Source organism: Streptomyces sp. NPDC043876 (assembly GCF_056435825.1).
This window is the reverse complement of the sequence record NZ_JBWKDV010000002.1, coordinates 685,145-698,005: the sequence shown is the minus strand read 5'-3', so window position 1 is coordinate 698,005 and position 12,861 is coordinate 685,145. Positions and strand designations below refer to the sequence as shown.

Here is a 12,861-nt window from a genome sequence, read left to right as displayed (position 1 = left end):
CTCCTCGGCGGGTCGGGGCGGGGGCGGGCGGGGGTCGGTTGCGCCGGGTGTCGTTCAGCTGCGCCAGGTGTCGCTCAGCGCGACCTTCCCGCTCGCGGGGACGGTGGCCGTACGGTTGGCGCCGCTCTCCCAGGTGACGTTGCCCGCGGCGTCCTTGCGGACGTACTTGTAGGCGAAGGACGTGCCCGCGGGCAGGGCGACGTCGAGCTTCCAGACCGGGTAGGCGGCCGGGTCGAGCTTCAGCGCGGAGGCGGTGTTCCAGTTCCCGAGCGCGCTCTGGTCACCGGTGACGTAGACGTTCTGGCCGGGCACGGTGGTGGCGTTGACGGCGAACGAGGCGCCGGCCGCCGCGGGCGGCGGGGTGGTCGTCCCGCCGGAGCAGGTACGGGAGTTGACGTGCAGGGCGACGGCGGTGTCCGGCCCGAGCGTCGCCGTGAACTGTCCGGAGCCGTTCACCGTGACTCCGCGCCCGCTCTGCACGTCGCAGTAGTCCCCGGCCGGGAGCGAGGTCTGGAAGGTCCGGGTCAGCGCCGACGCCTCGTGGTTGATGGCCACGTACGCCTTGGCGCCGCGCCCGAAGGCAATCTGGTCGCCGCCGTTGTCCCACCAGTTGGTGACGCCCTGCCCGCGCGCCGCGTTGTGGAAGCCCACCATCGAGGAGATCTCGCGCCAGGCGTGCTGACAGGTCCACCCGTCGGCGTAACAGGACTGCACGGCACCGCCGTTGGGCGGGCCGGCGTCGCGGTCGGTGAAGGAGTAGCCCGAGTGCACGTCGGGCGAGCCGTAGGGCCAGGCCAGCATGAAGACGTTGGCGAGCGTGTAACCGGCGCCCGCCGTGTAGTTGAGGGTGTCGCCGCCGCGCTCGGTGTCGTGGTTGTCGACGAAGACGGCGGCCTGGCCGCCGGGCAGGTAGCCCCACGCCTCGCCGAAGGTCTTCAGGGAGGCGAGGTTCTCGTTCTGGAAGATCCGCTTGAGGTCGCGGCCGTAGCGGAACTCCTGCACGTCGCCCGTGCCGAGGTACTCGTTCGGCGAGACGGCCTCGCCCGCGCCGTGGATCGCCTCCTGCTTCCAGTAGGCGCCCGGTGAGGTCAGCCGCGACTTGATGTCGGCGAGGTCGGCGGCGGGCATGTGCTTGGCGCCGTCGATGCGGAACCCGTCGACCCCGAGGGTGAGCAGGTCGTTCAGGTACCCGGCGATCCGGCCCCGGACGTAGTCCTCGCCCGTGTCGAGGTCCGCGAGCTGCACCAGCTCGCAGTTCTGGACGTTGGCGCGGTCCTGGTAGTTGGAGACGGTGGCGCGGCAGTCGTCCATGTCGGCGCCGGAGTAGATCCCGGGGTAGTTGTACTTCGTGTACGAACTGCCCCCCGTTCCGGTGCCGTCGGAGGCGGCCATGTGGTTGATGACGGAGTCGGCGACCACCTTGACCCCCGCCGCGTGGCAGGTGTCGACCATGGCCTTGAAGGCGGTCCGGTCACCGAGCCGCCCGGCGATCTTGTAGCTGACGGGCTGGTACGAGGTCCACCACTGGGGGCCCTGGATGTGCTCCTGGGGAGGCGAGACCTGGACGTAGCCGTAGCCGGCGGGACCGAGCGTGTCGGTGCAGGCCTTGGCGACGGACGGGAAGTTCCACTCGAAGAGGACGGCGGTGACGTCCCGTTCGGCGGGCGGCGAGGCGTCGGCCGACGGCGCCTGCCAGGTGCCGACGGCGGCGGCGAGGGAGAGGGCGGCGCACGCGACCACGGCTCTGTGGATGCGGGGCATGGGGGCCTCCTGGCGGAGAGGTGGGGAGGTGACGAGGTGGGGATTGTCGCGACCGTAGGGCGCGGCCAGGAGTGTTGCAAGAGTTTGCGCAAGAGATTGCAGAATTGTTTCCGGGCAGTCCCCGGCGGAGCGGCTCGGTAGGGTCCCCCGGGGCACACGGGCACGGCCCCCGGCACGCAGGAGGAACGCCATGGCGACGGACATCGTGATCGCGCAGACGACCATCGACGACGAGGACGCCGCGCGGGAGCTGGCGCGCGGCGCGGTGGCGGCCCGCCTGGCCGCCTGCGCGCACATCGACGCGCCCCTGACCGCCGTCTACCGGTGGCAGGGCGCGGTGGAGACGGCCACCGAGTGGCGCATCTCCTACAAGACGACCCGCGTCCGCCTGCCCGCCCTGACCGCCTGGGTGGCCGGGCAGCACGGCTACGACGTACCGGAGTGGATCGTGCTCCCTGTGGACGGCGGCTCGGACACCTACCTGTCGTGGGTCACCGAAGAGACCACGCCGCAGTAGGCGTTACGGCCGGGCAGCGCGGCCCCCCGCGCCCGCGTGACGCCGAACCCCCGCCTCCCCCGGGGCTACGGCACCTGGGCCGTCGAGCCGCGGACGACCAGTTCCGGCTGGAAGACGTACTCCGTGCGCTGGACCGGGGTGCCGCCCACCGCTTCCAGCAGGGCGCCCACCGCCGCCGTCGCCATCGCCCGGACCGGCTGGCGGACCGTCGTCAGCGGCGGGTCCGTGAACGCGATCAGCGGGGAGTCGTCGAAGCCGACCACCGAGACGTCCTCCGGGACGCGCAGCCCCCGCTCGCGGGCCGCCCGTATGACGCCCAGCGCCATCGGATCGCTCCCGCACACGATCCCCGTGCACCCGCGGTCCAGCAGCGCGCCCCCCGCCGCGTGCCCGCCCTCCACCGTGAACAGGGTGCGCTGGATCAGCCCCTCCGCCTCGGCCGAGGGAAGGGCCGCCAGGAAGCCCTGCTCCTTGCGGGCCGAGGGGACGTAGCGCGTCGGCCCGATCGCCAGCCCGATCCGCCGGTGGCCGAGGTCTTCCAGGTGCCGCACCGCCATGTCCGCCGCCGCCCGGTCGTCGGGCGAGATGAAGGGCGCGTTGACCTGCTCGTTGAATCCGTTGATCAGCACGAAGGGGACCCCGCGCGCGGCCAGGCGCCGGTAGCGCGCCGGATCCGCCAGGGAATCCGCGTGGAGCCCCGACAGGAACACGATCCCCGTCACCCCCCGCTCCTCCAGCTGCTCCACCAGCTCGTCCTCGGTGGCCCCGCCGGGCGTCTGCGTGCACAGCACCGGCGTGTACCCGTGCCCCGCCAGCGCCTGCTCGATGACCTGCGCGAACGCCGGGAAGATCGGGTTGGTCAGCTCGGGGATGAGCAGCCCGACGAGCCCGTTGCTGCGCCGCCGCAGCCGTACGGGCCGTTCGTAGCCGAGCAGGTCGAGCGCGGCCAGCACCTTGTGCCGGGTGCCGGCCGCCACGCCCGCCTTGCCGTTGAGCACACGGCTGACGGTCGCCTCGCTGACCCGGGCCTGCGCGGCGATGTCCGTCAGCCGCAGCGGGGAGGTCACCCCTGCCACCACACCGCCGTGTCGGCCGGGAGCAGATCCGGGTCGGCCAGCGGGCCGCTCGCCAGCAGCACGGTGCCGGGCGCGGGCATGCGGACCGCCTCGCCCCCCGTGTTCACGGTGCACACGAACTCACCGCGCCGGAAGGCCAGCACCCCGGCCGGGGCCGGCAGCCACTCCACCGCGTCCCCCGCGCCCAGGTCGGCGCGCTCGCGCCGGATCCGCAGCGCGGCCCGGTACAGCTCCAGGGTGGAGTGCGGATCGCCGGTCTGGGCGGCCACGCTCAGCCCCGCCCACTCCGCCGGCTGCGGCAGCCAGCTCCCGCCGGTCCCGAACCCGTACGGGGCCTCCTCGCCCGACCACGGGATCGGCACCCGGCAGCCGTCGCGCAGTCCGTCCTGCCCGGCGCTGCGCGTGAACGCCGGGTCCTGGCGCACCTCGGCCGGAAGGTCGACGACCTCGGGCAGGCCGAGCTCCTCGCCCTGGTACACGTACGCCGACCCCGGCAGCGCCAGCATCAGCATCGCCGCCGCCCGCGCCCGCGCGAGGCCCTGCGCGCCGCCGCCGTAGCGGGTCACGTGCCGCACCACGTCGTGGTTCGACAGCACCCACGTCGTCGGAGCGCCCACGGGCCGCATCGCGTCGAGCGATTCGTCGATGGTGGCGCGCAGCGCCTCGGCGTCCCAACCGGTGTTCAGGTACTGGAAGTTGAAGGCCTGGTGCAGCTCGTCGGGGCGCAGGTAGAGCGCGGTGCGGTCCGCGCTCGGGGTCCACGCCTCGGCGACGCCGATCCGGTCACCGGCGTACTCCTCCAGCACGGTCCGCCAGGAGCGGTAGATCTCGTGGACCCCGTCCTGGTCGAAGAAGGGCAGCACCTGGTTGCCCAGCAGCTTGAGCTGCTCGTCGCGGCCGAGGTCGGGCAGCCCGGCCGCCTTGACCAGGCCGTGGGCGACGTCGATCCGGAAGCCGTCGGCGCCGAGGTCCAGCCAGAACCGCAGGATCGAGCGGAACTCGTCCTGGACGGCGGCGTGTTCCCAGTTGAAGTCGGGCTGCTCGGGGGCGAAGAGGTGCAGGTACCACTCGCCGTCGGCCACCCGCGTCCAGGCCGGGCCGCCGAAGATGGACTCCCAGTCGTTGGGCGGCAGTTCACCGGCCGCGCCGCGCCCGGGGCGGAAGTGGAAGCGTTCGCGCAGCGGGCTGCCGGGGCCCTCCCGCAGGGCCTGCTTGAACCATTCGTGCTGGTCGGAGCAGTGGTTGGGGACGAGGTCCACGATGATCCGCAGGTCCAGCGCGTGGGCTTCGCGGATCACGGCGTCGGCGTCGTGGAGGGTGCCGAACATCGGGTCGATGGCCCGGTAGTCGGCGACGTCGTAGCCCGCGTCGGCCTGCGGGGAGGCGTAGAACGGGCTGAGCCAGACGGCGTCGACGCCGAGTTCCTTGAGGTAGGGCAGCCGGGTCCGGATCCCTTCGAGGTCTCCCATCCCGTCCCCGTTGCTGTCGGCGAAACTGCGCGGGTAGACCTGGTAGATCACCGCTTCCCGCCACCAGCCGGGCTGGGTGCCGGTCGCGGTGGGAAGGGCGTCGGCGAGGTGCTGGGTCATGTCGTCCTTGGAGAGATCGGGCCGGTGTACACGTCGGGAAGGGGGGTCAGCCCTTGGTCGCGCCCGCGGTCATACCGGCGACGAGGTGACGCTGGGCGAAGACGAAGAAGATCGCCGCGGGGATGGCGATGAGGACGGAAGCCGCCGTCATCGGGCCCCAGTTGGCGGTGTACTGGGTGACGAAGGTCTGCAGACCTCCGGCCAGGGTGAGGTTGTCGTCGCCGACCAGGAAGGCGGAGGCGTACGCGACCTCGCCCCAGGCGGTGATGAACGAGTAGAAGGCGGTGACCGCGAGGCCCGGCCGGGCCAGCGGGAGGATCAGCCGCCAGAAGGTCCCGAAGGGGTTGAGCCCGTCGACCCGGCCCGATTCGTCGATCTCGATCGGGATGGTGTCGAAGAAGCCCTTCATCATCCAGGCGCAGAACGGCACCGCGATGGTGAGGTAGGTGATGATCAGGCCGAGCGGCTGGTTGAGCAGCCCCAGCTCCCCCATCAGGTTGTAGAGCGGGACGATGAGGATGGCCATGGGGAACATCTGGGTGACGAGCAGGGTCCACATCAGCGGCTTCATGCCGGGGAACCTGAACCGGCTGACCGCGTACCCGGTGGTCGCGGCGATGAACACGCCGAGGACCGTGGTGATGCCCGCGACCAGGACCGAGTTGCCGAACCAGGTGAAGAAGGACGTGTGGTCCACCAGGTAGCGGTAGTTGTCGAGCGTGGGGTCCTTGATGAAGTCGGTGCTGACCGCCTGCTGCGGCGGCTTGAGCGAGGTCAGCAGGATCCACAGCACGGGGAAGACGGCGATGACGGCCGCCACGACCAGGGTGGCGTGCAGGGCGACGGAGGCGAGCGGTCCGCGCTGTCCGCGCGGCCGCACCCCCTTGGCGGTGCTGGCGGTGGTCACGGTCACCACACCTCTCCCTGCTTGCGCAGCGCACGCCGGTAGACCAGCGCGAAGATCATGAGCAGGGCGAGGATCAGGACGCCCCAGGTCGCGGACCCGGCGAAGTCGCGCGGGCTGGTCACGAACGCCTGCCGGAAGGCCTGGGTCACCAGGATCTCCGTGGAGTCGCCCGGGCCGCCCCGCGTGAGCAGGAAGATCACCGGGAACATGTTGAAGGTCCAGATGGTGGAGAGCAGCACCACCGTCATGCTGACCGTGCGCAGCCCCGGCAGGGTGATGTGCCGGAAGCGCTGCCAGGGGCTCGCGCCGTCCATCTCGGCGGCCTCGTACAGCTCGCCGGGGATGGACTGGAGGCCGCCGAGCAGGGCGACCATGATGAAGGGGATGCCGAGCCAGACGTTGACGGTGATGACGGCGAGCTTGGCCCAGGTGGGGTCGTCGAGCCACGGGACGGCGGAGATCCCGCCGCCTTCGAGGACCTTGTTCAGGATGCCGTTGTCGCGGTTGAAGAGGAACCGCCAGGCGAAGACGGAGACGAAGCCGGGGACGGCCCAGGGCAGGATGAGCGCCATCCGGTAGGCGGCGCGGCCCCGGAACTCCCGGTTCAGGATGGTGGCGAGGCCGAGACCGAGCGTGAAGGTGATGGACACGCACGCGACGGTCCAGATCACCGTCCACACCAGCCGGTCCAGGAAGACCGGGTCGCTCAGCGCGGCGGTGTAGTTGTCGAGCCCGACGAACTCGTACGTCGCGTCGATCGTGTTGGGGCCGATCGTACGGGCGACGTTGCGCTCGTTGGCGTTGGTCAGCGACAGGTAGATCCCGCGGACCAGCGGCCACCCGATGATCACGCCGAGGACGAGCACCACGGGGGTGATCATCGCCCAGGCGTACCAGTGGGTGGCCAGCGCGCGCCGGATCCGGCCGGGGCGGGCCCCGGGCTTGCGGTCAGTCCCGCGGCTCCGGCCGCGGGCGACGTCGTCGCCCGCGGCCTTCACCACTGACTGGCTGGTCTCAGCAGCCATCGTCGTGCTACTTCCAGCCCTTGAGGATCTTGCGGAACTCGACGCCGGCCGCCTTGGCCGCGTCCTCCGGGCTCGACGTCCCGGTGACCGCCTTGGTGAACTGGAGCTTGAGGGGCTCGAAGAGGGAGCCGTTCTCCGGGATCCAGGCGCGCTCGACGGCCTTGTCCACGGCGGGCTTGAAGAACGCGACCATCTCGTTGCCCTTGACCTCCGGCACCTCGTAGGCGGCGGTGCGGGTCGGCAGCAGGCTCAGTTCCTTGGTGGCCTGGACCTGCACCTCCTGGGAGGTCATGTAGTCGACGAAGGCGTGCGCGGCGGTGCGGTTCTTGGAACCGGCGTAGACGGCCAGGTCGTGGCCGCCCTGCGGGGCGCCCGCCTTGACGGAGCCGGCCGGGACCGGGGTGATGCCGAGGTTGGCCTTGTCGGCGAACTGGGCACCGGCGTAGGTGTCCTTGACCGCCCACGGACCGTTGACCATCATCGCGACCTCGCCCGACTTGAAGGCGGTCTGCATGTTGTCGTAGCCGTCGGTGGCGTTGGTGACCGCCGCACCGGAGGTGATCAGGTCGCGGGCGGCCTTGAAGGCCTTGACGCCCGCCGCGTTGTCGATGGTGACCGTCTTGTTCTTGGCGTCGACGAGGTCGCCGCCCTCGCCGTAGATGAAGGGGAGGGACCAGTAGGAGTCGTCGCCGCGCAGGTAGAGGCCGGTCTTGCCGGTCTTCGCCTTGATCGCGGCGGCCGCGGTCTTGACCTCTTCGAGGGTGGTCGGGGGCTTGACGCCCGCGTCCGCCAGCATCTTCTTGTTGTAGAAGAGGCCGAGGGAGTCGATGACCTGCGGGACGGCATAGAGCTGGTTCTCGTACGTGCCGCTGGCCGCCGCCTGGGGCAGGAAGTCCGCGGTGACCTTCTTGGCCGTGTCCGCGGGGACCTTGTCCAGGTAGCCGAGCGAGGCGAAGTCGGCGACCCAGCCGACGTCGGCGCGGATGACGTCCGGGGCCTCGGCGCCGCTGCTGAAGGCGTTCTTGACCTTGTTCTGCGCGTCGCCGTACGGAACGTTGACGTACTTGACGGTGACCTTCGGGTGCTGGGTGGTGAACGCCTCGGCGAGCTTCTGGAAGGTCGCCTTCTCCGTGTCGTTGGAGGTGTCCCACCAGGTGACCGTGCCGGAGATCTCGCCACCGGCGCTGTCCCCGCCGCCGTTGTCGTTCTTGTCGCCGCCGCAAGCCGTCGCCGCGAGCGCCAGAGCCGCGACCAGCGCGGTGGCCGCTATGCCACGCCGCATATGAACTCCTTCGATGATCCCGGCCGCGCCCTCGCGGTGCCGAGTTGCCAGGAACGTAACAAGCCTGAAAGCCGACGGAAAGACCTTGCGGCAATTTTCTGCAAGACCTGGTGATCGTTACATCCGTGTGTCCGTACGGTTGCCGCAGCTTGCTGTTAGTTCGAACCGTCTTCGGGTGAACGGGCCCGCAACCAGGCCCGGGGTCCGGACGTTGACCCCGATATGACCCCTGAGCTGACCGCCTCCCGGCTTGCAAGCGCTTCCAGCGACGTCACCCCGAGCGGCGACTGGTGGCGCGATGCCGTCATCTATCAGGTGTACGTCCGCTCCTTCGGTGACGGCGACGGAGACGGCGTGGGCGACCTGCGCGGAGTCCGCGAGCGGCTCCCGCACCTGGCCCGGCTCGGGGTGGACGCCTTGTGGCTCACCCCCTTCTACGTGTCCCCGCAGGCGGACGGCGGCTACGACGTCGCGGACCACCGGGCGGTCGACCCCCTCTTCGGGGACCTCGCCGACGCGGACGACCTGGTACGGGCCGCCCACGCGCTGGGGCTGCGCGTGATCGTCGACGTGGTGCCTAACCACACCTCCGAGCGGCACCCCTGGTTCCGGGCGGCGCTCGCCGGGGCGCCCGGCGGCCCGGAGCGGGCGCGCTACCACTTCCGCCCGGGGCGGGGGACGGCCGGGGAGCTGCCGCCGAACGACTGGCAGTCGGTCTTCGGCGGCCCGGCCTGGACCCGGGCGGCCGACGGGGAGTGGTACCTGCACCTGTTCGCCGCCGAGCAGCCGGACCTGAACTGGGAGCACTCCGGGGTGCGGGAGGAGTTCGAGTCCGTCCTGCGGTTCTGGCTGGACCTGGGGGTGGACGGCTTCCGGATCGACGTCGCGCACGGCATGGTCAAGGCGGCCGGGCTGCCGGACCTGGGGCGCGAGGCGCAGGTCACCCTGATCGGCGCCGAGCCGCTGCCCTTCTTCGACCAGGACGGGGTCCACGAGATCCACCGGTCCTGGCGCCGCTTGCTGGACGGGTACGAGGGCGCGCGGATCGGGGTCGCGGAGGCCTGGGCACCGACGTCGGAGCGCCTGGCCCTGTACGTGCGCCCCGACGAGCTGCACCAGGCCTTCAACTTCCGGTTCCTGAAGTGTCCCTGGGACGCGGGGGCGATGCGGACGGTCATCGACGAGTCCCTGGCGGCCACCGCCTCGGTGGGTGCTCCGACGACGTGGGTGCTCTCCAACCACGATGTGGTGCGGCACGTGACGCGTTATGGGGGTGGGGCGCAGGGCCTCGCGCGGGCGCGGGCGGCGGCGATGCTGATGCTGGCGCTGCCGGGGTCGGCGTACGTGTACCAGGGCGAGGAGCTCGGCCTGCCCGAGGTCGTCGACCTTCCGGCCGAGGTGCGCCAGGACCCGGCGTTCACGCGCAGCGCCGGGCAGGACGGACTGCGCGACGGCTGCCGGGTGCCGATCCCGTGGTCGGGCGAGGAGGCCCCGTACGGGTTCGGGACCGGGGGGAGCTGGCTGCCGCAGCCGGCGGAGTGGGCGGGGCTGAGCGTGGCCGCCCAGACCGGTGATCCGCACTCCACCCTGGAGCTGTACCGGGCGGCCATCGAGCTGCGCCGGGCGATGCCGGGGCTGGGGGCGCCGGAGCCGGGCGGGACCGGGATGCGGTGGCTGGAGGGGCCGCAGGGGGTGCTCGTCTTCGCCCGCCCGGACTTCGTCTGCACGCTCAACACCCGGTCGGCGCCGGTCGCGCTGCCGGCGCCCGGCAGGCCCGTCCTGTCCAGCTCTCCGGTGGAGACGGACGGGCGCGAGGTCGTGCTGCCGCCGGCCACGTGCACGTGGTGGGCAATGTGACGTGCGACCGGTACAGTCCATTTCCATGACCGCACGGCTTGCCGACATCGCAGCTCAGGCGGGGGTCAGCGAAGCCACGGTCAGCCGGGTCCTCAACGGCAAGCCAGGTGTGGCCGCGGGCACCCGCGAATCGGTGCTGGCCGCGCTCGACGTCCTCGGTTACGAGCGCCCCGTGCGGCTGCGCCAGCGCAGCGCCGGCCTCGTCGGGCTGATAACGCCCGAGCTGGACAATCCCATCTTTCCCGCGCTCGCGCAGGTCATCGGGCAGGCCCTCACCCGGCAGGGGTACACGCCGGTGCTGGCCACCCAGACCCCCGGCGGATCCACCGAGGACGAGCTGACCGAGATGCTCGTGGACCGCGGGGTCTCCGGCATCATCTTCGTCTCCGGTCTGCACGCGGACACCACGGCCGACATGGGGCGCTACGACCAACTCCGCGGCCAGGGCGTTCCGTACGTCCTGATCAACGGGTTCTCCGACAAGGTGCAGGCTCCCTTCGTCTCCCCCGACGACCGGGCCGCGATGCAGCTCGCGGTGACCCACCTGACGGCGCTCGGCCACACCCGGATCGGGCTGGCGGTGGGGCCCAAGCGGTTCGTGCCCGTGCTCCGCAAGATCGAGGGCTTCCGGCTGGGCATGCGCGAGCGCCTCGGGCTGGACGACGCCGCGATCGAGGAGCTGGTCCAGCACTCCCTGTACACGCTGGAGGGCGGCCAGGCCGCGGCCACCGCGCTCATCGCCCGCGGCTGTACGGCCATCGTGTGCGCGAGCGACATGATGGCGCTCGGCGCCGTACGGGCGGCCCGCCAGCAGGGGCTGCGGGTGCCGCAGGACGTCTCGGTGGTCGGCTTCGACGACTCCCCGCTCATAGCCTTCACCGACCCGCCGCTGACCACCATCCGCCAGCCGGTCCAGGCGATGGGGCAGGCCGCCGTGCGGACCCTGCTGGAGGAGATCGGCGGGACCCCCGCACCGCACAGCGAGTTCGTCTTCCTCCCCGAGCTGGTGGTGCGCGGGTCCACGGCCTCCGGCCGTCCCGCCGAACGCCCCTGACCTGCCGCTTCTTCCCGCGCGATCCTCCGCAGGTCTGATGCCCGCGCGGGCAGGACCGTCCGGGGGGATGATCGGAGCAGGCGCGCCATCTGACAGACTCTTTCCCCATGGGTGAAGTGAGTGTGAAGGCACTGGATACCAGGACGGACATCTCGTCACCCGCCGTGCCCGAGGACGGGAGCCCCCGGGACCGCCGGGGACCGGCCGGGTCCGCCGGCGGGCTGCTGGGGCGGCTGCGGGCGCCGCGGCGGCCGCGGATCTGGTTCGAGGTCCTGCTGCTCGCGATCAGCTACTGGACGTACTCGCTGATCCGCAACTCGGTCCCCGAGGAGAAGGCGGCCGCCCTCGCGAACGCCGACTGGATCTGGCGCGTGGAGCGCACCCTCGGCATCGCCGTGGAGCGCAGCGTCAACCACGCCGTCGACTCGGTGACGTGGCTGATCGTGGGCATGAACTATTACTACGCCACCTTGCACTTCATCGTGACGATCGCCGTCCTGGTGTGGATCTACCGGTTCCATCCGGGGCGGTACGCGGCCGCCCGCCTGGTCCTCTTCGCCACCACCGGCGTGGCCCTGGTCGGCTACTACCTGTTCCCGCTGGCGCCGCCCCGGCTGATGAACGGCACCGCCTTCATCGACACCGTGCTCAAGCACCACACCTGGGGCTCCATGGCCTCCGGGGACCTCAAGCACATGTCGAACCAGTACGCGGCGATGCCCTCGATGCACATCGGCTGGTCGCTCTGGTGCGGGCTGACCGTCTTCGCCGTCGCGTCCGCGCCGTGGGCCCGGATCCTGGGCCTGCTGTACCCCACCGCGACCCTCGTCGTGATCGTGGCCACCGCCAACCACTTCTGGCTCGACGCGGCGGGCGGAGCGCTGTGCCTGGCCTTCGGCTACACCGTCTCCCGCGCCTGGTACGGGGCCCTGCCCCACCGGCTGCCGCGCCACCCGCTGCACACGGGTCCGCACCCGGCGTCGGCGGCGCTGCTGCGCCGCGTCGACCGGTTCCGCCGGGTGCGCTCGGGCGCCTGAGCGCGGCCGGGCTCTTCCCGGCGGCTCGGTCAGCGTCCGGCGACGAACCACCGGGCCGGAAGTTCGACGAGCGATCCGTCGGCCCGTACCTCGCTCATCACGAGCGTGGTGGAGCCCTGCTCCAGGATCCGCAGCCCGGCCCCGCGCAGCAGCTCCGCGACCTCGCCGTCGGCCACCCGGCCCGGGCGCAGGTCGTGCTCCCGTACCCGCAGCAGCTTCGGGGTCGGACCCACGGTGCGCATCACCGCCTCGGCCTCGTCGGTGGGCTCCAGCACCAGCGCCCGCCCCCTGTCCCCGAGGAGGGCGGCGACCGCGGCGGCGACGGCGGGGCGGTCCTCGGGGTCGCTCTGGTGCAGGACGGCCCGCAGGTAGACGTGGGCGTCGCCGAGGCGTGCGTGCAGGGCCCGGGCGCCCGGCCCGTCGGTCAGGTCGAGCTGCTCGTACGAGGCCACCCCGGCCGGGTCGGCGCGGCGGGCGTGGGCCACGGCGGCCGCGGCGAGGTCCACGCCGACGGCGGCGGCGAAGCGGGTGGCGAGGAAGCGGGTCTGGGTGCCGTTGCCGCAGCCGAGGTCGGCGATGGGGAGCGCGGGATCGGCGTGCGGTTCCAGGAGCGCGACGTCCCGCCCGGCCGTCACGGCGGCCCCGGCGTCCCAGAAGGGCTCGCCCTCGACCCCGGAGCTCTGCTCCCAGTAGCCGTCCCAGGCCGTGCGGTAGCGGTCGGACAGTGCCATGCGGTTCTCCTCGGGCGGGCGGGGT

General features: G+C 71.9%; 11 protein-coding genes. 4 read left to right on the top strand and 7 right to left on the bottom strand.

The window, feature by feature from the left end; translation table 11 throughout:
* Window positions 1-54: 54 nt before the first annotated feature.
* Window positions 55-1,761, bottom strand: coding sequence for a carbohydrate-binding module family 20 domain-containing protein (locus AC0693_RS08250; RefSeq protein WP_478801271.1), 1,707 nt, complete (start codon window positions 1,759-1,761; stop codon window positions 55-57).
* 190 nt (window positions 1,762-1,951) lie between these two features.
* Here AC0693_RS08250 and cutA point away from each other — a divergent pair, with 190 nt between their 5' ends.
* Complete coding sequence (gene cutA / locus AC0693_RS08245; RefSeq protein ID WP_478801270.1) at window positions 1,952-2,278, top strand: divalent-cation tolerance protein CutA; 327 nt, start codon at window positions 1,952-1,954, stop codon at window positions 2,276-2,278.
* Between the two features lie 65 nt (window positions 2,279-2,343).
* Here the strand turns inward: cutA and AC0693_RS08240 are convergent, their stop codons facing one another.
* The 5 genes from AC0693_RS08240 to AC0693_RS08220 are packed head-to-tail and all read right to left on the bottom strand — an operon-like array spanning window position 2,344 to window position 8,157.
* Entirely contained in the window at window positions 2,344-3,354 is a 1,011-nt protein-coding gene (locus AC0693_RS08240) for a LacI family DNA-binding transcriptional regulator (protein WP_469336471.1), read from the bottom strand.
* Entirely contained in the window at window positions 3,342-4,943 is a 1,602-nt protein-coding gene (locus tag AC0693_RS08235) for a glycoside hydrolase family 13 protein (protein WP_478801269.1), read from the bottom strand. The genes AC0693_RS08240 and AC0693_RS08235 overlap by 13 nt, the downstream gene beginning before the upstream one ends.
* Window positions 4,944-4,989: 46 nt before the next feature.
* Window positions 4,990-5,856, bottom strand: coding sequence for a sugar ABC transporter permease (locus AC0693_RS08230; RefSeq protein WP_356416978.1), 867 nt, complete (start codon window positions 5,854-5,856; stop codon window positions 4,990-4,992).
* On the bottom strand, window positions 5,853-6,875 hold the full coding sequence (locus AC0693_RS08225; RefSeq protein ID WP_356416976.1) for a carbohydrate ABC transporter permease: 1,023 nt from the start codon (window positions 6,873-6,875) through the stop codon (window positions 5,853-5,855). Before AC0693_RS08225 ends, AC0693_RS08230 begins: the two co-directional genes overlap by 4 nt.
* A gap of 7 nt (window positions 6,876-6,882) precedes the next feature.
* Window positions 6,883-8,157 carry an extracellular solute-binding protein gene (locus AC0693_RS08220; RefSeq protein ID WP_469336469.1) on the bottom strand — a complete coding sequence of 425 codons (1,275 nt, stop codon included), beginning with the start codon at window positions 8,155-8,157 and terminating at the stop codon, window positions 6,883-6,885.
* Between the two features lie 222 nt (window positions 8,158-8,379).
* On the opposite strand from AC0693_RS08220, the gene AC0693_RS08215 reads away from it, so the two are divergent.
* From AC0693_RS08215 to AC0693_RS08205, 3 genes are all read left to right on the top strand, one after another.
* Complete coding sequence (locus AC0693_RS08215; RefSeq protein ID WP_469336467.1) at window positions 8,380-10,014, top strand: glycoside hydrolase family 13 protein; 1,635 nt, start codon at window positions 8,380-8,382, stop codon at window positions 10,012-10,014.
* A 25-nt stretch (window positions 10,015-10,039) separates the two neighbouring features.
* Window positions 10,040-11,068 carry a LacI family DNA-binding transcriptional regulator gene (locus AC0693_RS08210; RefSeq protein ID WP_356411244.1) on the top strand — a complete coding sequence of 343 codons (1,029 nt, stop codon included), beginning with the start codon at window positions 10,040-10,042 and terminating at the stop codon, window positions 11,066-11,068.
* A gap of 107 nt (window positions 11,069-11,175) precedes the next feature.
* A complete protein-coding gene (locus AC0693_RS08205; RefSeq protein ID WP_469318723.1) occupies window positions 11,176-12,105 on the top strand; it encodes a phosphatase PAP2 family protein in 930 nt (309 codons plus the stop codon).
* Window positions 12,106-12,134: 29 nt separating this feature from the next.
* Here AC0693_RS08205 and AC0693_RS08200 read toward each other — a convergent pair whose 3' ends face one another.
* Window positions 12,135-12,836 carry a methyltransferase domain-containing protein gene (locus AC0693_RS08200; protein WP_478801268.1) on the bottom strand — a complete coding sequence of 234 codons (702 nt, stop codon included), beginning with the start codon at window positions 12,834-12,836 and terminating at the stop codon, window positions 12,135-12,137.
* Window positions 12,837-12,861: the final 25 nt, after the last annotated feature.

Coding starts and splice junctions, on each gene's coding strand:
- AC0693_RS08250 (WP_478801271.1), bottom strand. CDS start 1,761: ATGCCCCGCATCCACAGAGCCGTGGTCGCGTGCGCCGCCCTCTCCCTC.
- cutA (WP_478801270.1), top strand. CDS start 1,952: ATGGCGACGGACATCGTGATCGCGCAGACGACCATCGACGACGAGGAC.
- AC0693_RS08235 (WP_478801269.1), bottom strand. CDS start 4,943: ATGACCCAGCACCTCGCCGACGCCCTTCCCACCGCGACCGGCACCCAG.
- AC0693_RS08225 (WP_356416976.1), bottom strand. CDS start 6,875: ATGGCTGCTGAGACCAGCCAGTCAGTGGTGAAGGCCGCGGGCGACGAC.
- AC0693_RS08220 (WP_469336469.1), bottom strand. CDS start 8,157: ATGCGGCGTGGCATAGCGGCCACCGCGCTGGTCGCGGCTCTGGCGCTC.
- AC0693_RS08215 (WP_469336467.1), top strand. CDS start 8,380: ATGACCCCTGAGCTGACCGCCTCCCGGCTTGCAAGCGCTTCCAGCGAC.
- AC0693_RS08210 (WP_356411244.1), top strand. CDS start 10,040: ATGACCGCACGGCTTGCCGACATCGCAGCTCAGGCGGGGGTCAGCGAA.
- AC0693_RS08205 (WP_469318723.1), top strand. CDS start 11,176: ATGGGTGAAGTGAGTGTGAAGGCACTGGATACCAGGACGGACATCTCG.
- AC0693_RS08200 (WP_478801268.1), bottom strand. CDS start 12,836: ATGGCACTGTCCGACCGCTACCGCACGGCCTGGGACGGCTACTGGGAG.